Raw genomic sequence first — 24,995 nt, 5'->3', positions numbered from 1 at the left:
TTGCTTTTGCCTTTGCCGTTGTCTTGGTTCTGGTGCTGGGATTTTTGAGCTTTGAAGCAATAGCAACAGCTTCCGCTAGCGCGGGTCACTTTTCTTTGCTTGTGCAAAGAAAAGTAACCAAAAGAAAGCACACCCCGCAGCGCGCCTTCCGCGCTGCGCGCTCCAGGTCCGCAGCCCCAACGGGCATTTTTCGATGGCACATCCATGTGCCAACGAAAAACGTCGCGCATCCTGCGCGCCGCCCTTCGGGTATTCGCCCGCCGGGTCTGCCGCGCTGAGGGGACCTGGTAGATCAAAAGCAACAGCAACAGCAACAGCAAAGGCAGCGGCGACTCTCTCGCCCATGGGACGCATGGCGGCCAATGACCGCCGCGCGCATAAAGCAGTTCGATTGCGCCCGTGTCCCGATCGAACTGCGCCTGCCGCTCAGCCCCAGCCCGCCAGCGCCAGCTTGCCGATGGTGCTGCTCGATTCCAGGCGTCGGTGCGCTTCGCGCAGGTTGGCCGCGTCGATCGGTGCCAGGGTCTCGGTCAGGGTGGTGCGCAATGCGCCGGCGTCGATCAGGCTGGCGGTGCGCGCCAGGATGCGGTGCTGCTCGATCATGTCGGCAGTCTTGAAGCGCGCCCGCGCGAACATCATTTCCCAGTGGATGCCGATGCACTTGGCCTTGTACGGATCGCCGATGCGCAGCGCGCCGGCCGGTTCCACGATCAGGCCGACGTGACCCTGCGGCGCGATCAGTTCGCCGAGTGCGTCCCAGTAGCGATCGGTGTCGGCCAGGTTCAGCGCCGCATCCACTTGTTCGATGCCCAGCGCCTGCAGCTGCGGCGCCAACGGTTGGCGATGGTCGATCACGTGCTGCGCGCCCAGTTGCAGGCACCAGTCGCGGGTCTGCTGGCGCGAGGCGGTGGCGATGACCTCGAAGCCGGCGTGCCGCGCCAGCTGGATCGCGATCGAGCCGACGCCGCCGGCGCCGCCGATCACCAACAGCCGGCGGCCGCGGTTGCGCTCGTCGTCGAAGTCGAACGGCATGCGCTGGAACAGCAGTTCCCAGGCGGTCAACGTGGTCAGCGGCAGCGCCGCGGCCTGCGCGAAATCCAGCGTCGCCGGCTTGCGCGCGACGATGCGCGCGTCGACCAACTGGTACTGCGCATTGCTGCCGGAACGGGTGATGTCGCCGGCGTAATAAACCTCGTCGCCGGGTTCGAAGCCCTCGACGTCGGCGCCGACCGCCTCGACCACGCCGGCCGCGTCGTAGCCCAGTACCTTGGGCTGCGCTTCCACCTGCGGCTTGGGCGCGCGCACCTTGGTGTCGACCGGATTGACCGAACGGCTTCCACCCGCACCAGCAGGTCGAAGCCGGTGGGGGCGGGCGGGGTGGGCAGGTCTGTATCGAGCAGCGACTGCGGATCGTCGATCGGCAGGTAGCGGGTCAGTGCGACGGCTTTCATGGTGTCTCCAGGAGTGCGGAATCGATGGTCGGAGTGCGTGGCGGTTGCTGCGGCGCGCGGCGTGTTCGGCTCACACCGGCCGCGGATTGCGCTCGGCGAAGCCGCGCTGATGCCAGTACGGATACGGCGGCACCACCGCGCTGGCCGCGTCCAGCCGTTGCACCTGCGCGGCGTCGAGATTCCAGCCGACCGCGCCCAGGTTCTGCCGCAACTGTTCCTCGTTGCGCGCGCCGATGATGACGCTGCTCACCGTGGGCCGCTGCAGCAGCCAGTTCAGCGCGATCTGCGGCACGCTCTTGCCGGTCTCGGCGGCGATCGCGTCGAGCGCATCGATCACCCTGTACAGGCGCTCGTCCTCCACCGGCGGGCCGGCCTCGGTGACCTTGCTGTTGTGCAGGCGGCTGCTGTCCGGCAGCGGCTGGCCGCGGCGGATCTTGCCGGTCAGCCGGCCCCAGCCCAACGGACTCCACACCACCGCGCCGACGCCCTGGTCCAGCCCCAGCGGCATCAGCTCTTCCTCGTAGTCGCGGCCGATCAGCGAGTAGTAGGTCTGATTGGCGACGTAGCGCGACCAGCCGTAGCGGTCCGCCACCGCCAGCGACTTCATCAGGTGCCAGCCGGAGAAATTGGACACGCCCAGATAGCGGATCTTGCCGGCCCGGACCAGGTCGTCGAGCGTGGACAGGGTTTCTTCCACCGGCGTCTTCGCGTCGAAGCCGTGCAACTGGAACAGGTCGATGTAGTCGGTGTCCAAACGCTTGAGCGCGGCATCGACCGCGCGCAGCAGGTGGAAGCGCGAGGAGCCGGCGCTGTTCGGAGCGTCGGGGTCGAAGCGGAAGGTGGCCTTGGTCGAGATCAGCACCTGGTCGCGGCGGCCCTTGATCGCCGCGCCCAGCACCGATTCGGCGGCGCCGCCGGAGTAGATGTCGGCGCTGTCGAACAGGTTGACCCCGGCCTCCAGGCAGATGTCGATCAGGCGCCGCGCCTGGTCCACGTCCGAATTGCCCCAGGCGGCGAAGAACTCGTTCGAGCCGGCGAAGGTGCCGGTGCCGAAGCTGAGCACGGGGACCTTGAAGCCGGAGGCGCCGAGATGACGGTATTCCATGGTGGAGATTCCTTTGCGGGGGAACGGAAGGGAGGTGCGATCAGCGTGGCGAGGCGGCGGCGCGGTGCGTGTCGGCCGCGTCGCCGAGCACGCGTGCAGCGGCCTCGGCCATGGCGGTGTAGCCGGCATCGCCGGGGTGCAGGTGATCGCCGGAATCGAACGCGGGCAGCATGCGGGTGGGGTGCGCGGGGTCGCGGAGCAGTGCGTCGAAATCGATGATCGCATCGAAACCGTTGCCATCGCGTATCCACGCGTTGACTTGCTGGCGCACACGCTCCTTGTCTACGCTGTAGTAGCCGCGGATCGGCGTGTCCGGCAACGCGCCCTCGAACGGGGTCAGCGTGGCGCCGATCACGCGCAGACCGCGCGCCTGCGCACGTTGCAGCAGTTGCCGGTAGCCGGCGATCAGCTCCTGCGCGGAGACCGGCGCATCGTCCGGCGCGAACGGCGTGGCGTACCAACTGATGTCGTTGATGCCGATCAGCAGCACCAGCGTGCGTACCCCGGGCTGCGCCAGCACGTCGCGATCCAGCCGCGCCAGCGCATTGCTGCCCATGCGGTCGCGCAGCACGCGGCCGCCGGAGATGCCCGCGTTGAGCACCGCCACCCGCTGCGCCGCCAGCCGTGTGGCCAACTGGTCCGGCCAGCGCCGGTCGCCGCCCGGGGTGGACGCGGCGCCGTCGGTGATCGAATCGCCGAGCGCCACCACCGCGCCGGCGGCATCGGCGCGGCGCACCTGGATGCCGCTGACGAACAGCCGCACCGGCAGTGCCGTGGCATCGTCCAGCGCTGCGTCCGCGGTGCGCTCGCCTGCGGCCAGCCAGGCGCTCTGCAGGCCTTCCCAATGGAAGGTGGACGGCGCGGTCGGCTGCGGCAGGTACAGGCTGACGCTGAGCCGGGCCAGGTCCGGCACGCTCAACGCGACCGGATCGCTGAGCACCGGCGCGCCAGGCGGGATGGTCACCGCGCGCTGTCCGCCGAAGCGCAGCTCGCGATCCGAGCCGGGCACGATCGCCGCGCCGTCGCCGGCCAGCGCCAGATGCGCGGCGCCGATCTGCAGCGGCTCGCGGCCGTAGGCGTTGGACAGTTCCAGCCGCACCGTCTCGCCGCCCAGGCTGATCCGCGCCACCTGGCGCACGGTCTGCCGCCACAGGTTGAACGGGGTCTGGGTCGGGAATGGAAAGTCGGCGGCCCACAGCGGCTGCGGACTCGCCTGCCAGGTCGCGATCCAGTCGCGTTCGGCGGCGCTGACCGGCAACGCGAACGCGCCCAACAAGGCCGTGGCCAGCGCGGCTTGCCGCAGGTGCCGGCTCATGCCGCACCGCCCGCGGCGCAGGCCGCCGCCGGTGCAGGTTCGGATGCGGGCGACAGCCGCAGCGCCAGCAGCGCCACCGCCAGGCCGGCCGCGGTGACCAGCGCCGCCACCCAGGGCAATTGCGCCAGGCTGCCGCCGTGGCCGATCACCAGTCCGCCGAGCCAGGCGCCCAGCGCATTGCCCAGGTTGAACGCGCCGATGTTCAGGCTCGAGGCCAGATGCCGTCCGGCGTCGCCGGCCTTGCCCAGTACCCACAGTTGCAGCGGCGCCACCGTGGCGAACGCGGCCACCCCGAGTAGGCCCACCCCCAGCGTCATCGCCGGCGCCGAGCGCAGCGCGAAGGCCAGCGCCGCCAGCACCAGCGCCAACAGGCCCAGGGTCAGCGGCAAGGCCTGTCGCGGATGGCGATCGGCCAGGCGTCCGCCGAACACGTTGCCGACGATCATGCCCACCCCGAACACCAGCAGCAGCGGCGACACCGCGCCGTCGGCCAGGCCGGTGACCCGGGTCAGGAGCGGCTGGATGTAGGTGTAGACGGTGAACACGCCGGCATAGCCGAGCACGGTCGTCGCCAGCCCCAGCAGCACCGGCGCACGACCGACCGCGCGCAGTTCGGCGCGCAGCGGCAGGGTGGGAGCGGCGTCGTCGCCGGCCGGGACCAGCGCGGCGATCACCACGGTGGCCAGCAGGCCGATCGCGGCCACCGCCCAGAACGTCGCGCGCCAGCCGTACTGCAGGCCCAGCCAGGCGCCGGCCGGCACCCCCAGCAGGGTGGCGACGGTGAGTCCGGTGAACATGGTGGCGATCGCCGAGGCCTTGCGCTGCGGCGCCACCAGGCCGGTGGCGACTACCGCGCCGACGCCGAAGAAGGTGCCGTGCGCCAGCGAGGTGACCACCCGCGCCGCCATCAGCGTGGCGTAGTCCGGCGCCAGCGCGCAGGCCAGGTTGCCGGCGGTGAACACCAGCATCAGCGCCACCAGCACGCGCTTGCGCGGCCAGCGCCGGCTGGCCACGGTCAGCAGCGGCGCGCCGACGAACACGCCCAGCGCATAGCCGGAAATCAGCAGCCCGGCGGCGGGGACGCTGACCTGCAGGTCGGCAGCGACCTGCAGCAGCAGGCCCATGATCACGAACTCGGTTGTGCCGATGCCGAATGCGCCGGCGGTCAGCGCGAACAGGGCGAGCGGTAGCCGCGGCGGCGCGGCGCCTGGCGGAGGTGCGGGAAGCGAGGCCATGAGGGCTCCGGAAGACGGGACGGAGCACAGCCTAGATCCGCGCTTTATCAGCACAAACTGGCAAGATATTGAGTGACTTTCAACGGAATCCATAAAATGGACCGGATCGGCGACATCGCGTTGTTCCTGCGCGTGCTCGACCTGGGCTCGATCAGCGCTGCCGCGCGCAGCCTGGATCTGTCGGTGGCGGTCGCCAGCCAGCGGCTGAAGCGGCTCGAGCGCGACCTCGGCGTGCGCCTGCTGCATCGGACCACGCGGCGCCTGCATCCCACGCCCGAAGGCCTGCAGCTGGCTGAGCAGGGCCGCGCGCTGGTCGAGGACCTGGAGTCGCTGGCCGGCGGCCTGCGCGAAGCCGGCCGCAGCGCCGCCGGCACCTTGCGGGTGACCATGTCGGCCTCGTTCGGGCGCCAGTACGTGTCGCCGCTGCTGCCGCAGTTCATGGCCCTGTATCCGCAGATGCGGCTGAGCGTGCACCTGAGCGACAACGTGGTGGACCTGGTCAGCGAGGGCTTCGACCTGGCGATCCGGATCGGCGCGTTGCGCGATTCCAGCCTGGTGGCGCGACGCCTGGCCGGCAATCGCCGGGTGCTGTGCGCCGCTCCCGACTACCTGCGCCGCCACGGCGAACCGGCCACCCCGGCGGACCTGGCCGCGCACGCCTGCCTGCTGCTGACCGGCGCCGAAGGCCGCCAGGACACCTGGCACCTGCACGGCGCCGAGGGCGAGGTCGCGGTCAAGGTCGGCGGGCCGCTGGAATCCAACTTCGGCGAAGTACTGCGCGATGCGGTGCTGAATGGCCAGGGCATTTCCCTGCATTCGGTTTGGCATGTGGCCGAGGACCTGCGCCACGGGCGCCTGCGCCAGGTGCTGCCGCAGTACACGATCGCCGAGACCGGCATCTACGCGGTGATGCCGCAGCGCCGGCTGGTGCCGCCGCGGGTGCGCGCCTTCGTCGAGTTCATGCAGGTTCAGCTGGCGGATCCGCCGCCTTGGGAGCGCCTGGAGTGAGACGGCCGTACAAAACCGGCACGCTGTCTACACGCGCCGACAGGCCCGAAGCGCCGCATTGCATCATTTCATGAAGCTGTATACGGTGTATCCACGACCGCCGAGGGTCTGGTCGTGGGTTTCACATGTTACGTGCCTGTTAACGCGGTCTTCACCATGCCGAGCATAATGTGCGCGGCGATGGCGTGCGGAACGGCCGTCTGGATGTGACGAGACATCTGTACTGAACCATGCCCTATCGGTTTCTATATCCCCGAAACAAGGAGCTGTATTAATGAACAAGAAAATTCTCACCGCCGCGTTGCTGGGCGGTCTGGCCGTCGCCCAGGCAGCGTCCGCACAGGAATTCGACGACCGCTGGTACCTGACCGGTTCGGCCGGTTTCAACTTCCAGGACAACGACCGTCTGACCAACGACGCCCCGTTCGTCACCCTGGGTCTGGGCAAGTTCGTCAGCCCGAACTGGTCGATCGACGGTGAACTGAACTATCAGAACCCGAACTTCGACGCCAACCAGGACCTGAACTGGAGCCAGTACGGCATCTCGTTCGACCTGCGTCGCCACTTCATCCAGGAAGGCCGTGGCTGGAACCCGTACCTGCTGTTCGGTCTGGGCTACCAGCGTTCGGAAGAAGAGTTCGACACCGGCGGCGCCGTGTCCCCGGGCCAGCGCAAGGACGGCAACTTTGCCGCCAAGGCCGGCGTCGGTCTGCAGACCACCTTCGACAAGCGCGTTGCCGTGCGTGCCGAAGTGGCCTACCGCGCTGACTTCGACGACCAGAGCGTTGCCGCTCCGTCCGAGAACTGGTTCGGCGACGTGCTGGCTTCGGTCGGCGTAGTGATCCCGCTCGGCCCGCCGCCGTCGGCTCCGGTTGCCGCTCCTGCTCCGACCGCTGCCCCGAGCTGCGCGGACATGGACGACGACGGTGACGGCGTCAACAACTGCGACGACAAGTGCCCGGCTTCGCAGCCTGGCCAGACCATCGGTCCGGACGGTTGCCCGGTGCCTGTGTCGATCGACCTGAAGGGCGTCAACTTCGACTTCAACAAGTCGACCCTGCGTCCGGACGCGATCGCGATTCTGAGCGAAGCCACCGAGATCCTGAAGCGTTACCCCGACCTGAAGGTCGAGGTCGCCGGTCACACCGACTCGAAGGGTACCGACGCTTACAACCAGAAGCTGTCCGAGCGTCGTGCGACCACCGTGTATGACTACCTGACCAAGAACGGCGTGGACGCTTCGCGTCTGGTCGGTCCGATCGGTTACGGCGAGAGCCGCCCGATTGCGCCGAACACCAACCCGGATGGTTCGGACAACCCGGAAGGCCGTGCGAAGAACCGTCGTACCGAGCTGAACGTCCAGAACTAATCGGACGCTTCATGCTTCAAGCAAAGCCCGGCCTCGCGCCGGGCTTTGTTTTTGTGCGCCCGGAAAAACATCGCGCGCATCCGTTGTAGGAGCGGCTTCAGCCGCGACACTTGCCTTACCGAAGAGTGTCTGTCGCGGCTGAAGCCGCTCCTTGTATCTGGACATAGCGCTCCTATGGCGTTATGTCTTCCGACTGATCATCGGAGGAGGTGCGGGAAGTCCAGTCGCTCCTGAAGCTTCGAGCTTGTGCTGTAGATCGGCTCGCGCCCTCCACATGCTGGCCCATCGGTGTCCGAACGGTATCCAGAGTCCGCCCTTGGCGTGAACTCGCATCCACAAGGCAGGACCGGGCGCAGCGATGATCGTCTTCACCCTACGATGGAGGATTCTTCATGCCCCTAGTCGTCGGTATCGACGTCGCCAAATGCAGTTTCGACCTGGCCATCGAACTGGCCAACGGCAAGCACCGCACCAAGGCCAAGCTCCCCAACGAGCAGAAGGGCTTTCAGGCACTGCAGACATGGCTACAGACCCATGCGCAGGCCGATAGCTGGATCGTGATGGAGGCCACCGGCGTTTACCATGAGGCCCTGGCGGAGTTCGTGTATGCGCTGGGCTACCGCGTCTGTGTCCTCAACCCAGCGCAAACGGCGCTGTATGCGCGCAGCCAGCTGACCCGGGTCAAGACCGACCGCAGCGATGCCAAGCTGATCGCCAGCTACGGCGCACGCCACCAAGAGCAGCTACGGCCCTGGCAGCCCGATCCGCCGGCACTCAAGCAGCTCAAGGCGCTGGTACGCCGTCGCGGCGATCTGCAGCAGATGCTGCAGATGGAGCGCAACCGTCTGGACGTGGCCGGGTCCGCCGTGCAGGACTCCTTGCACACGCATATTGCCGATCTGCAGGTCCGCATTGCCGAGATCGAACGGGCGATCGAGGACCATATCGACCAGGATCCGACCTTGCGCGGACAGCGCGAACTGCTGGTGAGCATCGACGGCATTGCCGACACCAGCGCGGCATTGATGCTGGCCGAGCTGGGCGATGTGGCCCGCTTCGCCGATGCCGCGGCGGTGACGGCGTTTGCGGGCCTGAACCCGCGACTGCAGGAGTCGGGCAAGCGCCAGGGCCAGGTCTGCATCTCCCGCACCGGCTCACCTCGCCTGCGTGCCGGACTCTACATGCCCGCGCTGGTCGCCATGACCCACAATCCGATTGTCCGGGCGCTCAAGCAACGCCTGCGCGAGCGCGGCAAAGCCAACAAGCAGATCATCTGCGCCGCCATGCGCAAGCTGCTGCATATCGCCTACGGCGTCCTCAAATCACGGACGCACTTCGATCCTGAAAAGGCTCTTGCCTGTTAGCAGGGAAGACGGTATCTACAGGGGAGCAAAAAGCCCTTCGCCAAGCTGAACTTTTTCAGCCTTCCCAATTATTTAGCGCATGCAGTGCCGGTATCGGTTGAAACTGCGCCTGGCCCTGCCTACACTCGCGGCGTCGTCTCGCCTGAATGGAAAAAAACCGATGCTGCGTATCGTTACGGCCGGCCTGCTTGGTCTTGCCTTGATTCCTGCCGCCCATGCCGCACCGGATTGCTCCGGCGACGTGTTGCCCAAGCCGTTGCCGCTGCCGGCCACGGTCGGTGCGCCGATCGCCTCGGAGCTGTACACGCGCAACCTGCAGCTGGGTATGCCCAGCGGCGTGCTGGCGCAGTCCTACAGCAGCGACCAGTCGCTGGACCGGGTGCTGCTGCGGCTGCGCGCCGAAGGCTGCCAGAGCCTGGCCAACGCGATGCCGGCCGGCGGTGCGGTGAAGCCTAACGATCCGGCCGCCTACAAGCCGACCACCGCGTTCGACAACACCCCGTGGCGCTTCGACATGAGCCAGAACGGCAAGCGCATGACCGCCGAAGAGTTCGACGCCTGGATGAAGGCGCGCGGCGTGCGTGTGGTCAAGGCGCGTCCGGCACCGGCCGCCGTGCCCGCCGCCGCACCGGCGCCCGCCGCGGCCGCACCGGTCGACAAGCAGTAAGCGCTGCGCGCGGTCGCCGACCGCGCCTGCGTACGAAGCGCGCGCGGTGAAGCCTCCTTCGCGTTCCCGTCGCCCCGCGCCGCGCACCTCGGTGCCGGCGGCCAGCGCCCCGCGCTCTCTGCGCGCGGTTGCGGCCGGCGAGGCCCGCCACGGCCTGGCGCGCACGCTGTCCAAACTCGGCCTGTGCTCGCGCACCGAAGCCGCGCGCTGGATCGCCGCCGGCCGCGTCGCGGTCGACGGCCGCACCGTCACCGATCCTGAATTCCCGATCCTGCGCGGCCGCCACCGGCTGGCGCTGGATGGCGTGCCGCTGGCCGCCACGCAGCGCCTGTACCTGATGCTCAACAAGCCGCGCGGCCTGGTCACCACCGCGCAGGACGAGCGCGGCCGCGACACCGTCTACCGCTGTTTCGACGGCGCCGGCTTGCCGTGGCTGGCGCCGGTCGGGCGCCTGGACAAGGCCAGCGAGGGCTTGCTGCTGTTCTGCAACGACCCGCAGTGGGCGGCGCGGGTCGCCGATCCGGCCAGCGGCCCGGACAAGACCTATCACGTGCAGGTCGATGCGCTGCCCGATGCGGCCCTGCTGGCGCGCATGTGCGCCGGCGTCGTCGCCGACGGCGAGCCGCTGCGCGCCAAGCAGGTGCGGCTGTTGCGGCAAGGCGACAAGCACGCCTGGCTGGAAGTGGTGCTGGACGAGGGCCGCAACCGGCAGATCCGGCGCCTGCTGGCCGAACTCGATCTGGGCGTGCTGCGCCTGGTGCGGGTGGCGATCGGCGGGCTGGCGCTGGGCGAACTGGGCAAGGGCGCCTGGCGCGAACTCAGTGCCGCCGAGGTCAGTGCGCTGGCGCCGGCGGCGGCTGCCAGCGCGCCAGCCGCGCGCTGAGCAGGGCCGCGACCACTTCGTAGGCACGCGCATCCTGCGGGCCGCGCGCATCGTGATGGCGACCTTTAGTGTGATTGCAGCCGGCACAGGCCAGGGCAAGATTGCGCGCATCGTTCGCGTCGTCGCCGACCAGGCCACACAGCGGCGCTGCCGCGCGGCGGCCGAACCAGGCCTGCGGCACCACGTGTTCCAGGGTGCTGTGGCCGAGCGGTTCGCCGTCGCCGCGCAGGCGCAGGCGCCGGCGGCAATGCAGGCAGCGCGTCTCCCAGCCGTCCTCCAGCGCTTGCGCGATTGCGTCGGTCCGCGCCGCCAGCAACAGCCGTTGGCGCAGCACCGTGCGCATGCTCAGGCGGGGATGACGTTCAACTCGCGGCCGATGCGGACGAAGGCGTCGATCGCCCGGTCCAGCTGTTCGCGGGTATGGGCGGCGCTGATCTGGGTGCGGATCCGCGCCTGGCCCTTGGGCACCACCGGGAAGAAGAAGCCGATCGCGTAGATGCCTTCCTCCAGCAGCCGTTCGGCGAAGCGCTGCGCCAGCGGCGCGTCGTACAGCATCACCGGGCAGATCGGGTGGGTGCCGGGCTTGATGTCGAAGCCGGCCGCGGCCATGCGCTCGCGGAAGTGGCGGGTGTTCTCGACCAGTTGCGCACGCAGGTCGGCGGCCGCGTCCAGCATCGCGAACGCCTTGATCCCGGCAGCGACCACGTGCGGCGGCAGCGAGTTGGAAAACAGGTAGGGACGCGAGCGCTGGCGCAGCAGTTCGATCACCTCGCGCCTGCCGGTGGTGAAGCCGCCGAGCGCGCCGCCCATGGCCTTGCCCAGGGTGCCGGTGAAGATGTCGATCCGGTCCATCACGCCCTTGACCTCGGCCGAGCCGCGGCCCGTCGCGCCGAGGAAGCCGGTGGCGTGGCACTCGTCGATATGCACCAGCGCGCCGTACTTCTTCGCCAGCGCGGTGATCTCGTCGAGCGGGGCGATGAAGCCGTCCATCGAGAACACGCCGTCGCTGGTGATCAGCTTGGTCTTGCAGCCGGCCGCGTCCGCGGCCTGCAGCTGCGCTTCCAGGTCGGCCATGTCGCAGTTGGCGTAGCGGAAGCGCTTGGCCTTGCACAGGCGCACGCCATCGATGATCGAGGCATGGTTGAGCGCATCGGAGATGATCGCATCGGCTTCGCCGAGCAGCGGCTCGAACAGGCCGCCGTTGGCGTCGAAGCAGGCGGCGTAGAGGATGGTGTCCTCGGTGCCGAAGAACTCGGCGATGCGCGCTTCCAGTTGCTTGTGCAGATCCTGGGTGCCGCAGATGAAGCGCACCGAGGCCATGCCGAAGCCGTGGGTGTCCAGCGCATCCTTGGCCGCGGCGATCAGCGCCGGGTGGTCGGCCAGGCCCAGGTAGTTGTTGGCGCAGAAGTTCAGCACGCGGCGGCCGTCGGCCAGTACGATCTCGGCCGCCTGCGGGCCGACGATGATGCGTTCGGACTTGAACAGGCCCTGCGCGCGGATCGCGTCCAGTTCGTCGGCGTAGTGCTGGGTGAGGCGGGAATCGGTCATGACGGGCACGCGCAGGCGGGAGAAGCGGAGATTTTAACGCGGCGTGTGCGAAGGTCGGCCGGCGTCATGCAAAAATGGCATAAGCATCGGCGGCGAAGTCATTTCACCGGATCAATGCGGCTGCGCAGCATGGCGCACTGGCCGTGGTCGCATGGCCGGACCGCCCGTGCCCCCTGACCCTCTTCCGGAGTTCCGCCCATGCCCAGCTTCCTGCCGCGCCGATTCAGCCCGCTGCTCGCGCTCGCGCTGTGCGCGTTCGCCGGCACCGCCGCCGCGCGCGACGTGCAGCTGCTCAACGTGTCCTACGATCCCACGCGCGAGCTGTACCGCGACTACAACACCGCCTTCGCCAAGCACTGGGAGCAGACCCACAGCGGCGACAAGGTCACCGTGGAGACCTCGCACGGCGGTTCCGGCAAGCAGGCGCGCTCGGTCATCGACGGGGTCGAGGCCGACGTGGTGACGCTGGCGCTGGCCTACGACGTGGACGCGATCGTCGACAAGGGCAAGCTGATCGATCCGGGCTGGGCCAAGCGCCTGCCCGACAACAGCGCGCCGTACACCTCCACCATCGTGTTCCTGGTGCGCAAGGGCAACCCGAAGAAGATCAAGGACTGGCCGGACCTGCTGCGCACCGGCGTGTCGGTGATCACCCCGAACCCGAAGACCTCCGGCGGCGCGCGCTGGAACTACCTGGCCGCCTGGGCCTACGCCGACCATATCTTCAAGGGCGACCGCGAGCGCATCCTCGGCTACATGCGCGCGCTGTTCCGCAACGTGCCGGTGCTGGACACCGGCGCGCGCGGCGCCACCACCACCTTCGTCCAGCGCGGCATCGGCGACGTGCTGCTGGCCTGGGAGAACGAGGCGTTCCTGGCGCAGGAGGAACTGGGCAAGGACAAGTTCGAGATCGTGGTGCCGAAGCTGTCGATCCTGGCCGAGCCGTCGGTGGCGGTGGTCGACAAGAACGTGGACAAGCACGGCACCCGCGACGTCGCCGAGGAATACCTGAAATATCTGTATTCGCCAGAAGGGCAGAAGATCGCGGCCAAGCATTACTACCGTCCGCGTCATCCCGAGTACGCCGACCGCGCCGACATCGCGCGTCTGCCGAAGGTGCAACTGGTGACCATCGACCAGCAGTTCGGGTCCTGGGCCAAGGCCCAGGCCGAGCACTTCAACGACGGCGGCCTGTTCGACCAGATCCAGGCGAGCAAGTGACGCGATGGGAGTGAATGCCGTCGCCACCCCGCGCGCTCCGTCGCGGCGCCGGGTCATCCCCGGGCTCGGCCTGAGCCTGGGCATTACCCTGACCTGGCTGGGGCTGGTGGTGCTGATCCCGCTGCTGGGCGTGGTGCTCAAGACCAGCGGCCTGGGCTGGCATGGCGTGTGGCAGGTGTGGAGCGAACCGCGGGTGCTGTCGGCGCTGCGGGTCAGCTTCGGCACCGCCTTCGTCGCCGCCGCGTTCAACGCGGTGATGGGCACCTGGGTGGCCTGGGTGTTCGTGCGTTACCGCTTCCCCGGCAAGCGCCTGTTCGATGCGATGATCGACCTGCCGTTCGCGCTGCCGACCGCGGTGGCCGGCATCGCGCTGACCGCGCTGTACGGCGGCAACGGCTGGGTCGGCCGCTGGCTGGAGCCGCTGGGGCTGAAGATCGCCTACACCCAGCTCGGCATCGTGGTGGCGCTGGTGTTCGTCGGGCTGCCGTTCGTGGTGCGGATCGTGCAGCCGGTGCTGGCCGAGGCCGAGCGCGACGTGGAAGAGGCCGCCGCCACGCTCGGCGCCGGCCGCTGGCAGACCATCCGCCGGGTGGTGCTGCCGGCGCTGTGGCCGGCGGTGCTGACCGGATTCGCGCTGGCCTTCGCGCGCGGCATCGGCGAGTACGGCTCGGTGATCTTCATCGCCGGCAACCTGCCCAACGCGACCGAGATCGCGCCGCTGCTGATCACCATCCGCCTGGAAGAATTCGACTACGCCGGCGCGACCGCGATCGCCGCGGCGATGCTGCTGCTGTCGTTGCTGATGCTGCTGGTGGTCAACGGCGTGCAGGCGCGCTTCGCGCGGCGCGGCCTGGCGGCGCATTGAGATGAGCGATACCGTGTCCGGCCTGACCCTCCCGTTTTCGGAGACTGCGTTGAGCGCATCGCCGCCTGCCGTCCGCCGCCGCGCCGCCGCGGTCACCACCGAGCCGTGGTGGGTGCAGGTGTTGCTGATCCTCGGTGCGCTAGGCTTCCTGCTGTCGTTCCTGTTGCTGCCGCTGCTGCTGGTGTTCGTCGAGGCGCTGCGCGGTGGGATCGGCGTGTTCTGGCGGGCGATCTCCGATCCTGATGCGCTCGCGGCGATCCGCCTGACCCTGCTGGTGACCGCGATCGTGGTGCCGTTGAACCTGGTGTTCGGCGTGGCCGCGGCGTGGGCGGTGAGCAAGCATCGCTTTCCCGGCAAGCGCCTGCTGGTCAGCCTGATCGACCTGCCGTTCTCGGTGTCGCCGGTGGTCGCCGGCCTGGTCTTCATCCTGATCTTCGGTCGCAGCGGCTGGGCCTGGCCGCTGATCGACGAAGGCTGGCGGCTGCACTTGCCGGTGTTCGGCGAGGTGCTGCTGCAACTGCCGCGGATCGTGTTCGCACTGCCCGGCATCGTGCTGGCGACGACCTTCGTCACCTTCCCGTTCATCGCCCGCGAGCTGATGCCGCTGATGGAGCAGCAGGGCAGCGACGAGGAACTGGCGGCGTTGAGCCTGGGTGCCAACGGTTGGCAGATGTTCTGGCGGGTGACCATGCCCAACATCCGCTGGGGCCTGCTGTACGGCGTACTGCTGTGCAGTGCGCGGGCGATGGGCGAGTTCGGCGCGGTATCGGTAGTGTCCGGGCACATCCGCGGGCGCACCAACACGCTGCCGCTGCATGTGGAGATCCTCTACAACGAGTACGCCTACAGCGCCGCGTTCGCCTGCGCCAGCCTGCTGGCGCTGACCGCGCTGCTGACCCTGGCGCTGAAGTCCTATCTGGAATGGCGCCACGGCGAATCGCTGGCCGCCAATCACCGACACTGAGGTTGCGATGACCATCCGCGTACAGCACCTGGGCAAGCGTTTCGACGAATTCGTCGCGCTCGACGACGTCAGCCTGGACATCCGCCAGGGCGAACTGCTGGCGCTGCTGGGGCCGTCCGGCTCGGGCAAGACCACGTTGTTGCGGGTGATCGCCGGGCTGGAACATGCCGATGCCGGGCGCGTGCTGATCGACGGCGAGGACGCGACCGGGCTGCCGGTGCAGTCGCGCCGGGTCGGCTTCGTGTTCCAGCACTACGCGCTGTTCCGGCACATGACCGTGCGCGACAACATCGCCTTCGGCCTGCGCGTACGCCGCGGCGCCGAGCGCCTGACCGAAACGGCGATCCGTGCGCGAGTGAGCGAACTGCTCGCGCTGGTGCAACTGGACGGACTGGAGTCGCGCTATCCGACCCAGCTGTCCGGCGGCCAGCGCCAGCGCGTGGCCCTGGCGCGCGCGCTGGCGATCGAGCCGCGCGTGCTGCTGCTGGACGAACCGTTCGGCGCGCTCGACGCGCAGGTGCGGCGGGACCTGCGGCGTTGGCTGCGCGAGCTGCACGACCGCACCGGGCTGACCACGGTGTTCGTCACCCACGACCAGGAAGAGGCGCTGGAACTGGCCGACCGTGTGGCGATCCTCAACCGCGGGCGCATCGAACAGCTCGGCAGCCCGGCCGATGTCTACGACCGCCCGGTGTCGCCGTTCGTGTACGGCTTCGTCGGCGCGGTCAACCGGCTGCCGGCGCAACTGCACGACGGCCAGTTGCAGGTCGCCGGCCTGGCGCTGCCGGCGCCGGACACGCCGCTGTCCAGCGGCCCGGTCGATCTGTACGTGCGCCCGGAAGATCTGGCGCCCAGCGACAGCGGCTGGGCGGCGACGGTGCTGTCCTCGCAGCGCAGCGGCTCGCGCCTGCGCCTGCGCGCGCAGCTGGCGCATGGCCAGGACGAAGTGGAAGTGGAACTGCCGGCGGGGGAGGGCGCGACGCGCTATGCGCCCGGCCAGGTGCTGCAGCTGAGTGCGAGACGCTTCGGCTTGTTCGCGCAGCAGCGCGGCTAGCGGCATTCGGATCGGGCGCGCCTCGGCTTGGCGTAGGCGAGACTTCGCCCGCCACGGGCTTTGTCGGTAACGCCCGTCGCGACTGAAGTCGCTCCTACAAGGGTTCCTGTGGGCAAGTAAATAAAAGCCTGCCAGGACCTGGACGCCTGCTTGGCCGCGCACGCATGGCGTAGACAAACATTGACCCGAAGCGCACAGCCGCAAGGCCTGCGATGACTTGGTTTGTCTTGAAAGTGTTGCACTGCAAGAAAAAACCGGTTAAAAAAGTGTGAAGCCAGCATTGCAGCGCGCGCTGGAACCACCCCCTCGTCAACTCGTAGGAGAATTACCGGTGAACAAGATCAAGCTTGGTGTCGCCCTGGCCGTGGCGCTGGCCGCCTCCCCGCTGAGTGCGTTGGCCCAGGACGAGGCCGCTGCCTCGCCGATTACCGGCTCCTATGGCGTGGTCAGCGACTACGTGTTCCGCGGCGTTTCGCAGACCAACGAAGGCCCCGCGTTCCAGGCCGGCCTCACCTACACCTCGCCGTTCGGCCTGTACGTCGGCACCTGGGGTTCCAACGTCGATTTCGGCGCCGGCGACCCGGATTGGGAAGTGGACGGCTTCATCGGTTACAACGTCGATTTCTCCCCGGACTGGAACTTCGACGTGATGGTCAACCGCTACGGCTATCCGGGCGCCGGCAAGTTGAACTACAACGAACTGATCACCAAGACCAAGTTCCTCAAGACCTACACCTTGACCGTGGCGTATACCGACGACGTCTACAACCTGGACGAGGACAGCTTCTACTACGCGCTGGACGGGAACTGGAGCCTGCCGAACGACTTCAGCATCGGCGCGCACGTCGGCCGCACCACCTATGCCAGCGCGCTGACGCAGTACCAGGACTACACCGACTACAGCGTCAGCGTCGGCAAGATGGTCGGTCCGCTGGCGTTGAGCGTGGGCTACTACGACACCGACGACAAGGGCAACCAGAACTTCACCGAGAAGCTGGCCGACCACCGCTTCGCGGTCTCGGGCACGATCGCGTTCTGATCCGCGGCACCGTCGTGAACGAAGAAGGGCGCCTTGCGGCGCCCTTCTTTTTTGTGCGATCGCCAGGCCGATGACACAGGTCCTGGCGGTGCAGCGCGGCATCGTCGCCGCGCCGGACCTCACCAACTCAACACCACCTTGCCGGCCTTGCCTTCTTCCATCAGGTCGAAGCCCTTCTGGAATTCGTCGATGGTCAGCTGGTGGGTCAGCACCTTGCCGAGCGGGAAGCCGGACAGCACCAGCTGGGTCATCTTGTACCAGGTCTCGTACATCTTGCGGCCGTAGATGCCCTGCACGGTCAGGCCCTTGAAGATGATCTTGTCCCAGTCGCAGCCGGCGCCGCGCGGCATGATGCCGAGCATGGCGATCTTGCCGCCGTGGTACATGCAGTCGAGCATGTCGTTGAACGCGCGCGGGTTGCCGCTCATCTCCAGGCCCACATCGAAGCCTTCCATGTGCAGGTCGGCCATCACCTCCTTCAGCGAGGTGTTGGCGACGTTGACCACGCGCGTGGCGCCCATGTCGGCGGCCAGCTTGAGGCGGAAGTCGTTGACGTCGGTGACCACCACGTTGCGCGCGCCGATGTGCTTGCAGATGCCGGCGGCGATGATGCCGATCGGGCCGGCGCCGGTGATCAGCACGTCCTCGCCGATCACGTCGAACTCCAGCGCGCAGTGCGCGGCGTTGCCGTACGGGTCAAAGAACGCGGCCAGCTCGGACGGGATCTGGTCCGGGATCGGCCACAGGTTGGAGGCCGGCATCACCATGTATTCGGCGAAGGCGCCGTTGACGTTGACGCCGATGCCGACCGTGTTCGGGCACAGGTGCGGACGCCCGCCGCGGCAGTTGCGGCAGTGCCCGCAGACGATGTGGCCTTCGGCCGAGACGCGCTGGCCGACCTGGTAGCCGCTGACCGCCGAGCCGAGCTCGGCGATGCGGCCGACGAACTCGTGGCCGATGGTCAGGCCGGGCTTGATCGTGCGCTGGCTCCACTCGTCCCACAGGTAGATGTGCAGGTCGGTGCCGCAGATCGCGGTCTTCTCCAGCTTGATCAGCACCTCGTTGGGGCCGGGCACCGGCACCGGCACCTGTTCCAGCCAGATGCCCTTGGCTGCGTCGCGCTTGACCAGCGCCTTCATTGTTTGCGCCATGGCGGTGCAAGACTCGGGGTTGAGAGGGCGCGAAGTATAAGCCGCCCGCGGGCGCGGCCATGTTGCGGCGCGTGCGGGGTGCCGTTGGTCATGGTCGCCGCATCGGTTGCATTCGTTACAATCTAACGTCTGTCTAACGTTAGTCGCGAAGGAATCCATTCGATGCGCTCGAATCTGCTGGCTGTCGCCCTCGTCGTCGCCCTGGCCTGTGCCCCGGCCGCCCATGCCGGCGAAGGCATGTGGGTCCCGCAGCAATTGCCGGATATCGCCGGACAGCTGCAGCAGGCCGGGTTGAAGCTGTCGCCGCAGCAACTGGCCGACCTGACCGGCGATCCGATGGGCGCGGTGGTGTCGCTGGGTGGCTGCACCGCCAGCTTCGTGTCGCCGCAGGGCCTGGTGGTAACCAATCACCATTGCGCCTACGGCGCGATCCAGCTCAATTCCACGCCGCAGAAGAACCTGATCCGCGACGGCTTCAGCGCGGCCAGCAACGGCGCCGAGCTCAGCGCCGGGCCGAACGCGCGCATCTACGTGCTCGACCGCATCAGCGATGTGACCGAGCAGGCCAAGACCGCGATGGCCGCCGCCGGCAGCGATGCGCTCAAGCGCACCCATGCGCTGGAGGCGTTCGACAAGGCGCAGGTCGCGGCTTGCGAAGCCGAGGCCGGCTACCGCTGCGAGCTGTACAGCTTCGCCGGCGGCAATACCTACCGGCTGTTCCGCACCCTGGAAATCCGCGACGTGCGCCTGGCGTACGCGCCGCCGTCGGATATCGGCAAGTTCGGCGGCGACGTCGACAACTGGATGTGGCCGCGCCACACCGGCGATTTCTCGTTCTACCGCGCCTATGTCGGCAAGGACGGCAAGCCGGCGGCCTACGCCAAGGACAACGTGCCGTACCAGCCCAAACATTTCCTGAAGTTCGCCGACCAGCCGCTGGGCGCCGGCGACTTCGTGATGGTGGCCGGTTATCCGGGCCGCACCAACCGCTATGCGCTGGCCTCGGAATTCGACGCCACCGCCAGCTGGGCCTATCCCACCGCCGCGCGTCAGTACCGCGACCTGATCGCGCTGGTGGAGCAGGCCGGCAAGCAGGACCCGGACATCCAGGTGAAGTACGCGGCGACGATGGCCAGCTGGAACAACGTCGCCAAGAACTACGAAGGGCAGCTGGAAGGCTTCAAGCGCATCGACGCGGCCACGCAGAAGCAGACCGAGGAACGCGCGGTGCTGGCCTGGCTCAAGCGCCAGGGCCGCGACGGCCGTGCCGCGCTGCAGGCGCATGCGCAGCTGCTGGCGCTGGACGAGCAGGCCAAGGCCACCCGCGACCGCGACCTGATCCTGCGCCAGCTGCGCCGCACCGGCGTGCTCGGCAGCGCGCTGTCGCTGTACCGCGTGTCGATCGAGCGGGCCAAGCCCGACGCCGAGCGCGAGCCCGGCTACCAGGAACGCGACCTGCCGGAGATCGAGGGCGCGCAGAAGCAGATGGAACGCCGCTACGTCGCGTCGATGGACGGGCAACTGCAGCGCTACTGGTTCGACCAGTACCTGAAGCTGCCGAAGGCGCAGCGGCTGCCGGCGCTGGACCAGTGGCTGGCCGGCGCCGATGCGCAGGCCGCCGCCGCGCGGCTGGCCGGCACCAAGCTGGGCAGCACCGAGGAACGCCTGAAGTGGCTGCGCGCCGACCGCGCCGCGTTCGAATCCAGCGACGACCCGGCGCTGCGCTATGCGGTGGCGCTGATGCCGACGTTGCTGCAGATCGAGCGCGAGGAAAAGCGCCGCGAAGGCGAGGAACTGCTGGCGCGTCCGCGCTACCTGCAGGCCTTGGCCGACTACAAGAAGAGCCAGGGCGAGTCGGTCTATCCGGACGCCAATTCCTCGTTGCGCATCACCTTCGGCAACGTCAAGGGCTATGCGCCGAAGGACGGCGTGGCCTACACCCCGTTCACCACGCTGGAAGGCGTGCTGGCCAAGGACACCGGCGCCGATCCGTTCGATTCGCCCAAGGCCCTGCTCGACGCGGCCAAGGCCAAGCGTTACGGCGGTCTGGAGGACAAGCGGCTGGGTTCGGTGCCGGTCGATTTCCTGTCCGACCTGGACATCACCGGCGGCAACTCCGGCTCGCCGGTGCTCGATGCGCAGGGCAAGCTGGTCGGGCTGGCGTTCGACGGCAACTGGGAGTCGGTGAGTTCCAACTGGGTGTTCGACCCGGCGATGACCCGGATGATCGCGGTCGACTCGCGCTACCTGCACTGGATCATGCAGGAGGTGGCGCCGGCGCCGCGGCTGCTGAAGGAGTTGAATCTGAAGCAGTAACCGGATGGCGCGGCGGCAGCGCGCGACCGCCGCCACCGCGCGGCCTGCCCGCCGCTAAACGGCGACGGTTGCGGCGGCGGAGCGGGATGCGGTTCGGGGGTTTCCGGCGACGGAGCAGGTATCATGCCGCTCCGTTTTCGTTCGCGAGACGGCAACCTCTCTCCCAACGGAATTCCACCGCATGCGCATCCTGCTCGCTCGTCATGGCGAAACCCCGTGGAACGCCGAAGGCCGCTACCAGGGCCAGATCGACATCGCGTTGTCGCCGGTCGGCGAGGCGCAGGCACAAGCGCTCGGCGCGCGCCTGCGCGAGGTGCCGCTGACCCGCGCGGTGGCCTCGCCGCTGTCGCGCGCGCAGAGCACCGCCCGCTACGCGCTTGGCGCGGAGCGCGAGGCGATGCTGCTGACCGATCCTGACTTGCAGGAGATCGCACACGGCGAATGGGAAGGGCTGCTCGCCAGCGAGATCAACGACAAGGATCCGGCGCGGCTGCGCGCCTGGCGCGAGGAGCCGGACACGGTGCTGATGCCGGGTGGCGAGTCGCTGCGCCAGGTGCTGGACCGTTCCTGGCGCGGCCTGACTCGCGCCGCCGAGGGTCTGGGTGGGGACGACACCTTGCTGGTAGTGGCGCACGATGCGGTTAACCGGGTGATCCTGTGCCGGGTGCTGGGCCTGCCGATCGCCAAGCTGTGGAGCTTCCGCCAGGCGCCGACCACGCTGAACCTGCTGGAAGGCCCGGACGTGGAGCATCTGGAAGTGGTGCGGCTGAACGACTGCGCGCACCACACGCCGTTTTTTGGCGAGGCCAAGCACAGGGCGCTGTAGGGCTCTGTTCCAAGTTTTCGCATCATGGCTCGCTGGCGCGACGCAAAAAACATGAGCAAATGCTTTCGCGCTTGGCGCGAGTCACTTTTCTTTGCTTGTGCAAAGAAAAGTAACCAAAAGAAAGCACACCCGGGCGGCACGCCCTCCGCGCTGCGCGCTCCGGGTGCGCAAGCCGACCGGACATTTTTCGGCGGCACATCCATGTGCCGTCGAAAAACGGCGCGCGTCGTGCGCGCCGCCCCTTCGGGGTTTTCGTCCGATCGGCTTGCCGTGCCTCACGGGGCCCGGAACAGCCAAAGCAAATGCAAAGCACAGCCCCGGCGATTCAAGCGCTGTCGGCGCATCAGTCGAGTCCAGTCGAACTTATGAAAACCCTCCCCGAATGGCTCGCCTACATCGAGCAGCAGCACCCGCAGGACATCGCGATGGGCCTGGAGCGCGTGCGCGCAGTGGCCGAGCGCATGCGCCTGGCGCGGCCGGCGAAGAAAGTCATCACCATCGGCGGCACCAACGGCAAGGGTTCGACCGTGGCCTTCGTCGAGGCGATCGCGCGTGCCGGCGGCTGGACCGTAGGCAGCTACACCTCGCCGCACCTGCTGCGCTACAACGAGCGCGTCCGCATCGGCGGCGACGAGGTCAGCGACGCGCAACTGGTGGCCGGCTTTGAGGCGGTGGAGTCCGCGCGCGGCGACACCCCGCTGACCTATTTCGAATACGGCACGCTGGCCGCGCTGTGGCTGTTCCAGCAGGCAGAGCTGGACCTGGCGGTGCTGGAAGTGGGCCTGGGCGGGCGCCTGGATGCGGTGAACCTGGTCGATGCCGACGTGGCGGTGATCACCACCGTCGACATCGACCACACCGACTGGCTGGGCGCGGACCGCGAGGCGATCGGCGCGGAGAAGGCGGGCATCGCGCGGCCGTGGAAACCGCTGGTGCTGGGCGAGGTCGATCCGCCGTCGAGCGTGCTGCGCCGCGCCTATGCGATCGGCGCCAACGCGATCCGCGCCGGCAGCGATTTCTTCCATGAGCCGATCGATGCCGCGCAATGGCGCTGGCGTGACGTCGGTACCGAGCTGGAATTGCCGTCGCCGCAGCTGCGCGCGCCGGTGCAGCGCGCCAATGCCGCCACCGCCATCGCCGCCTTGCGCGCGCTGCGCAAGGCCTTGCCGCGCACCGCCTATGCCGAGGGCATCGCTGCCGCGCAGTTGCGCGGACGCCTGCAGCCGTTCGTGCGCGACGGGGTGGAGGTGCTGGTCGATGTCGGCCATAACCCGCAGGCTGCGCGCGAACTGGCCGCGGCGCTGCAGGCGCAGCCCTGCACCGGCGCCACCCGCGCGGTGTTCGCCGCCCTGGCCGACAAGGACGCGGTCGGTGTGGTGCAGGCGCTGGCCGGGCAGGTCGCTGCCTGGCATCTGGCCGGGCTGTCCGGCGCGCGCGGCCAGAGCGGCGCGCAGTTGCAGGCGCGCCTGGCCGGTACCGACGCGGCCGAGGCCAGCCTCGCCGACAGCGTGGCGCAGGCGCTGCAGCAGGCCCTGGCGCAGGCGCGGCCGGGCGATCGGGTGCTGGCATTCGGCTCGTTCCACACCGCGGCCGACGCCTTGCACTGGCTGCATTCAGCCGGCTGACCCCGCCGGCAGCCGGCCCGACCTTATAATCGCTGCGGCACTCCGCCATGCCGCCCCCTCAAGCTTTCCGTGGATACCGTCCTGAAACAGCGACTGATTGGCGCCCTTGTCCTGGTGGCGCTCGCCGTGATCTTCCTGCCGATGCTGGTCAAGGGCCCTGCGCCCGACAGCGGCGTCGCCAATGTTCCGCTGAAGGCCCCGGACGCTCCGGCCGACGGCCAGTTCCAGACCCGCGAATTGCCGCTGGTGACGCCGGGCGACGCGCCCAGCGGCGGTGCCGTGGGCATGGCCAGCGCGCCGGCCGCGACGCCGGCGCCGGTGCAGGACAACCCCGACGCCGCCGACCTGGCCACGCCGGCCGCGGCCAGCGGCGCCGCGCAGGCGTTGCCGCCGACCGTGGCCGCCGGCAACTACGCGGTCAATTTCGGCGCCTATTCCACCCAGGCCGACGCCGATGCGGTGATCGCGCGGCTCAAGCAGGCGCAGCTGCCGGGCTTCCGCGAGGCGGCCACGATCGGCGGGCGCCAGGCCTGGCGCGTTCGCATCGGCCCGTATGCCGACCGCGCCCAGGCCGAGTCGGTGCGGCTGCAGGCGGTGAAGGTACGCAACGACGTCAACGCGCAGGTGGTGACCCTGGACGCGCCGAGCGCGTCCTCGGTGGCGGCCGCCGCGACGCCGGCCGCGAGCGCGGCGCCGGCCAAAACCGAAACCCTGCCGCCGGAGCCGGCCAAGCCGGTGGCCGCGGCCAAGCCGCCGGTCGCCGCGGCGCCCAAGCCTGAACAGCCCAAGCCCGAGCCGGCCAAGCCGGCGGCGACGCCGGCTCCGGTCGCGGCGGCCAAGCCTGCCCCGAGCGTACCGGCCGCGTCGGGCACCGGCTTCGCCGTGCAGCTGGGCGCGTTCGGCAAGGCCGAGGATGCCAACGCGTTGCGCGACAAGGTCCGCGCCGCCGGGTTCAGCGCCTTCGTCGAACAGGTGCGTACCGACAAGGGCGCCTTGAACCGGGTGCGGGTCGGCCCGGTCGCCAATCGCGCCGATGCCGAACAGCTGCGCGCGCAGGTAGCATCCAAGGTCGGCATCAGCGGTATGGTACGTCCACACCCTTGAACCGGGCGTTGGCCCACGGAGTCGCAAGCATGTACCAGGGAAGGGAATCGCGGCGCTCTGCCGCCATGGCGCGGTGCGGCCGCGGGAGGCGCGCATGATCGATATGGTGCTGCTGGCGGTGATCCTGGTCTCGGCGCTGCTGGGCGCGCTGCGCGGCTTCGTCGGTATCGTGGTCGGCACGCTGTCGTGGCTGCTGGCCGGCTGGGCCACCTTCCAGTTCGGCGGCGATGCCGGGCGCTGGCTGGCCGACGGCGCGCATCCGAGCATGACCTACTATCTGGGCGGCTACGCGCTGACCTTCGTGGTGACGATGGCGGTGGTGGGCATCACCGGCATGGTGATCCGCAGCGCGGTCCGCGCCACCGCGCTGTCCGGCACCGACCGCGCGCTGGGCTTCGGCCTGGGCACGCTGCGCGGCGGGTTCTTCGCCGCGGTACTGGTGCTGCTGATGAGCTTCACCCCGCTGACCCGCGAGCCGGCCTGGCGCCAGTCGGTGGTGCTGCCGGTGCTCAGCCCCGGCGTGCACTGGATGCGCGCGCAGCTGCCGGACTGGCGCATGCCGCAGATGCCGCAACTCAACATGTCGCAGATGAACCTGCAACAGATGAACCTGCAGCAGATGAACATGCCTCAGATGGATTTGGGCAAGTTGCCCTTGGCAGGCGATAATGCCGCCCTGGGCAACGCCCTGTCGGCCAGTGGCCTGCAGGAGGTGATGTCCAAGGCCCTGGGGCGTCCGGGGGCCCAATCCGCGCAGCCCGGCGGCGATCCGAACCAGGTCCTGCCTGCGAACATCGATCCGGCGCAGGCGCGTCCGGCAGCAAACGACCCGGCACGGGTCGAATCCAACGGCCAGGCACGGCCACCTTCCCAATAGCGGCGCAG

21 protein-coding genes and 1 pseudogene are annotated in these 24,995 nt (G+C 68.7%); 15 read left to right on the top strand and 7 right to left on the bottom strand.

Annotation, left to right across the window (positions count from 1 at the left end; all coding sequences use genetic code 11):
* Positions 1 to 426 precede the first annotated feature (426 nt).
* The 4 genes and pseudogenes from HEP73_RS16890 to HEP73_RS16875 form a co-directional block, all read right to left on the bottom strand.
* Positions 427 to 1,451 (bottom strand): annotated as a pseudogene (locus tag HEP73_RS16890) (zinc-binding alcohol dehydrogenase family protein).
* 70 nt (positions 1,452 to 1,521) lie between these two features.
* A complete protein-coding gene (locus HEP73_RS16885; RefSeq protein ID WP_185813711.1) occupies positions 1,522 to 2,556 on the bottom strand; it encodes an aldo/keto reductase in 1,035 nt (344 codons plus the stop codon).
* Positions 2,557 to 2,596: 40 nt separating this feature from the next.
* Positions 2,597 to 3,871, bottom strand: a complete 1,275-nt coding sequence (locus HEP73_RS16880; protein WP_185820848.1) for an SGNH/GDSL hydrolase family protein — start codon at positions 3,869 to 3,871, stop codon at positions 2,597 to 2,599.
* Positions 3,868 to 5,106, bottom strand: a complete 1,239-nt coding sequence (locus HEP73_RS16875; protein ID WP_185820847.1) for an MFS transporter — start codon at positions 5,104 to 5,106, stop codon at positions 3,868 to 3,870. Before HEP73_RS16875 ends, HEP73_RS16880 begins: the two co-directional genes overlap by 4 nt.
* A 96-nt stretch (positions 5,107 to 5,202) precedes the next feature.
* Between HEP73_RS16875 and HEP73_RS16870 the strand changes: the two genes are divergently transcribed.
* From HEP73_RS16870 to HEP73_RS16850, 5 genes are all read left to right on the top strand, one after another.
* Entirely contained in the window at positions 5,203 to 6,114 is a 912-nt protein-coding gene (locus tag HEP73_RS16870) for a LysR family transcriptional regulator (RefSeq protein WP_185813708.1), read from the top strand.
* A gap of 274 nt (positions 6,115 to 6,388) precedes the next feature.
* A complete protein-coding gene (locus HEP73_RS16865; protein ID WP_185813707.1) occupies positions 6,389 to 7,483 on the top strand; it encodes an OmpA family protein in 1,095 nt (364 codons plus the stop codon).
* Between the two features lie 392 nt (positions 7,484 to 7,875).
* Positions 7,876 to 8,847: an IS110 family transposase gene (locus HEP73_RS16860; RefSeq protein WP_185820548.1), complete on the top strand. Its 972-nt coding sequence runs from the start codon at positions 7,876 to 7,878 to the stop codon at positions 8,845 to 8,847.
* Between the two features lie 160 nt (positions 8,848 to 9,007).
* On the top strand, positions 9,008 to 9,514 hold the full coding sequence (locus HEP73_RS16855; protein WP_185813706.1) for a hypothetical protein: 507 nt from the start codon (positions 9,008 to 9,010) through the stop codon (positions 9,512 to 9,514).
* A 91-nt stretch (positions 9,515 to 9,605) separates the two neighbouring features.
* The gene (locus tag HEP73_RS16850; protein WP_185823465.1) at positions 9,606 to 10,397 is read left to right on the top strand and encodes a pseudouridine synthase; all 792 of its coding nucleotides are present in this window, start codon (positions 9,606 to 9,608) and stop codon (positions 10,395 to 10,397) included.
* Here the strand turns inward: HEP73_RS16850 and HEP73_RS16845 are convergent.
* Together HEP73_RS16845 and kbl are read right to left on the bottom strand one after the other, a co-directional pair.
* Positions 10,348 to 10,740: an HNH endonuclease gene (locus HEP73_RS16845; RefSeq protein WP_185820846.1), complete on the bottom strand. Its 393-nt coding sequence runs from the start codon at positions 10,738 to 10,740 to the stop codon at positions 10,348 to 10,350. The two genes, HEP73_RS16850 and HEP73_RS16845, sit on opposite strands and share 50 nt — an antisense overlap.
* Positions 10,741 to 10,742: 2 nt before the next feature.
* Positions 10,743 to 11,945 carry a glycine C-acetyltransferase gene (gene kbl, locus HEP73_RS16840; RefSeq protein WP_185820845.1) on the bottom strand — a complete coding sequence of 401 codons (1,203 nt, stop codon included), beginning with the start codon at positions 11,943 to 11,945 and terminating at the stop codon, positions 10,743 to 10,745.
* A gap of 198 nt (positions 11,946 to 12,143) precedes the next feature.
* Here kbl and HEP73_RS16835 point away from each other — a divergent pair, with 198 nt between their 5' ends.
* The 5 genes from HEP73_RS16835 to HEP73_RS16815 all read left to right on the top strand — a co-directional run bounded on the left by HEP73_RS16835 (position 12,144) and on the right by HEP73_RS16815 (position 17,088).
* A complete protein-coding gene (locus HEP73_RS16835) occupies positions 12,144 to 13,166 on the top strand; it encodes a sulfate ABC transporter substrate-binding protein (protein ID WP_255423540.1) in 1,023 nt (340 codons plus the stop codon).
* 4 nt (positions 13,167 to 13,170) lie between these two features.
* Positions 13,171 to 14,031 (top strand): sulfate ABC transporter permease subunit CysT, encoded by an 861-nt coding sequence (gene cysT, locus HEP73_RS16830; protein ID WP_185820844.1) that lies wholly within the window; start codon positions 13,171 to 13,173, stop codon positions 14,029 to 14,031.
* A 1-nt stretch (position 14,032) separates the two neighbouring features.
* Positions 14,033 to 14,995: a sulfate ABC transporter permease subunit CysW gene (gene cysW / locus HEP73_RS16825; RefSeq protein ID WP_255423539.1), complete on the top strand. Its 963-nt coding sequence runs from the start codon at positions 14,033 to 14,035 to the stop codon at positions 14,993 to 14,995.
* 7 nt (positions 14,996 to 15,002) lie between these two features.
* The gene (locus HEP73_RS16820) at positions 15,003 to 16,049 is read left to right on the top strand and encodes a sulfate/molybdate ABC transporter ATP-binding protein (protein WP_185820843.1); all 1,047 of its coding nucleotides are present in this window, start codon (positions 15,003 to 15,005) and stop codon (positions 16,047 to 16,049) included.
* Between the two features lie 331 nt (positions 16,050 to 16,380).
* A complete protein-coding gene (locus tag HEP73_RS16815) occupies positions 16,381 to 17,088 on the top strand; it encodes a TorF family putative porin (RefSeq protein ID WP_185820842.1) in 708 nt (235 codons plus the stop codon).
* Between the two features lie 119 nt (positions 17,089 to 17,207).
* Here the strand turns inward: HEP73_RS16815 and tdh are convergent, their stop codons facing one another.
* On the bottom strand, positions 17,208 to 18,239 hold the full coding sequence (gene tdh, locus HEP73_RS16810) for an L-threonine 3-dehydrogenase (RefSeq protein ID WP_179570610.1): 1,032 nt from the start codon (positions 18,237 to 18,239) through the stop codon (positions 17,208 to 17,210).
* Positions 18,240 to 18,401: 162 nt separating this feature from the next.
* Here tdh and HEP73_RS16805 point away from each other — a divergent pair, with 162 nt between their 5' ends.
* The 5 genes from HEP73_RS16805 (at position 18,402) to HEP73_RS16785 (ending at position 24,987) form a co-directional block, all read left to right on the top strand.
* Positions 18,402 to 20,555, top strand: coding sequence for a S46 family peptidase (locus HEP73_RS16805; RefSeq protein WP_185820841.1), 2,154 nt, complete (start codon positions 18,402 to 18,404; stop codon positions 20,553 to 20,555).
* A 181-nt stretch (positions 20,556 to 20,736) separates the two neighbouring features.
* Entirely contained in the window at positions 20,737 to 21,381 is a 645-nt protein-coding gene (locus HEP73_RS16800; protein WP_185820840.1) for a histidine phosphatase family protein, read from the top strand.
* 365 nt (positions 21,382 to 21,746) lie between these two features.
* Positions 21,747 to 23,006 (top strand): bifunctional tetrahydrofolate synthase/dihydrofolate synthase, encoded by a 1,260-nt coding sequence (folC, locus tag HEP73_RS16795; protein WP_185820839.1) that lies wholly within the window; start codon positions 21,747 to 21,749, stop codon positions 23,004 to 23,006.
* Positions 23,007 to 23,075: 69 nt separating this feature from the next.
* Positions 23,076 to 24,110, top strand: a complete 1,035-nt coding sequence (locus HEP73_RS16790; RefSeq protein WP_185820838.1) for an SPOR domain-containing protein — start codon at positions 23,076 to 23,078, stop codon at positions 24,108 to 24,110.
* Between the two features lie 94 nt (positions 24,111 to 24,204).
* Positions 24,205 to 24,987: a CvpA family protein gene (locus tag HEP73_RS16785; protein ID WP_185820837.1), complete on the top strand. Its 783-nt coding sequence runs from the start codon at positions 24,205 to 24,207 to the stop codon at positions 24,985 to 24,987.
* Positions 24,988 to 24,995: the final 8 nt, after the last annotated feature.

It is taken from the genome of Xanthomonas sp. GW (assembly GCF_014236815.1).
GTDB lineage: Bacteria > Pseudomonadota > Gammaproteobacteria > Xanthomonadales > Xanthomonadaceae > Xanthomonas_A.
Note: the sequence above shows the minus strand (reverse complement) of the source record. Positions and strands in the feature narration are given on the sequence as shown.

Bases quoted from the DNA above. Each gene is read 5' to 3' on its own strand.
- kbl (WP_185820845.1), bottom strand. From the start codon at position 11,945: ATGACCGATTCCCGCCTCACCCAGCACTACGCCGACGAACTGGACGCG.
- HEP73_RS16880 (WP_185820848.1), bottom strand. From the start codon at position 3,871: ATGAGCCGGCACCTGCGGCAAGCCGCGCTGGCCACGGCCTTGTTGGGC.
- HEP73_RS16865 (WP_185813707.1), top strand. From the start codon at position 6,389: ATGAACAAGAAAATTCTCACCGCCGCGTTGCTGGGCGGTCTGGCCGTC.
- HEP73_RS16845 (WP_185820846.1), bottom strand. From the start codon at position 10,740: ATGCGCACGGTGCTGCGCCAACGGCTGTTGCTGGCGGCGCGGACCGAC.
- HEP73_RS16885 (WP_185813711.1), bottom strand. From the start codon at position 2,556: ATGGAATACCGTCATCTCGGCGCCTCCGGCTTCAAGGTCCCCGTGCTC.
- HEP73_RS16835 (WP_255423540.1), top strand. From the start codon at position 12,144: ATGCCCAGCTTCCTGCCGCGCCGATTCAGCCCGCTGCTCGCGCTCGCG.
- HEP73_RS16820 (WP_185820843.1), top strand. From the start codon at position 15,003: ATGACCATCCGCGTACAGCACCTGGGCAAGCGTTTCGACGAATTCGTC.
- HEP73_RS16855 (WP_185813706.1), top strand. From the start codon at position 9,008: ATGCTGCGTATCGTTACGGCCGGCCTGCTTGGTCTTGCCTTGATTCCT.
- folC (WP_185820839.1), top strand. From the start codon at position 21,747: ATGAAAACCCTCCCCGAATGGCTCGCCTACATCGAGCAGCAGCACCCG.
- HEP73_RS16870 (WP_185813708.1), top strand. From the start codon at position 5,203: ATGGACCGGATCGGCGACATCGCGTTGTTCCTGCGCGTGCTCGACCTG.
- tdh (WP_179570610.1), bottom strand. From the start codon at position 18,239: ATGGCGCAAACAATGAAGGCGCTGGTCAAGCGCGACGCAGCCAAGGGC.
- HEP73_RS16860 (WP_185820548.1), top strand. From the start codon at position 7,876: ATGCCCCTAGTCGTCGGTATCGACGTCGCCAAATGCAGTTTCGACCTG.
- cysW (WP_255423539.1), top strand. From the start codon at position 14,033: ATGAGCGATACCGTGTCCGGCCTGACCCTCCCGTTTTCGGAGACTGCG.
- HEP73_RS16805 (WP_185820841.1), top strand. From the start codon at position 18,402: ATGCGCTCGAATCTGCTGGCTGTCGCCCTCGTCGTCGCCCTGGCCTGT.
- HEP73_RS16785 (WP_185820837.1), top strand. From the start codon at position 24,205: ATGATCGATATGGTGCTGCTGGCGGTGATCCTGGTCTCGGCGCTGCTG.
- cysT (WP_185820844.1), top strand. From the start codon at position 13,171: ATGGGAGTGAATGCCGTCGCCACCCCGCGCGCTCCGTCGCGGCGCCGG.
- HEP73_RS16875 (WP_185820847.1), bottom strand. From the start codon at position 5,106: ATGGCCTCGCTTCCCGCACCTCCGCCAGGCGCCGCGCCGCCGCGGCTA.
- HEP73_RS16800 (WP_185820840.1), top strand. From the start codon at position 20,737: ATGCGCATCCTGCTCGCTCGTCATGGCGAAACCCCGTGGAACGCCGAA.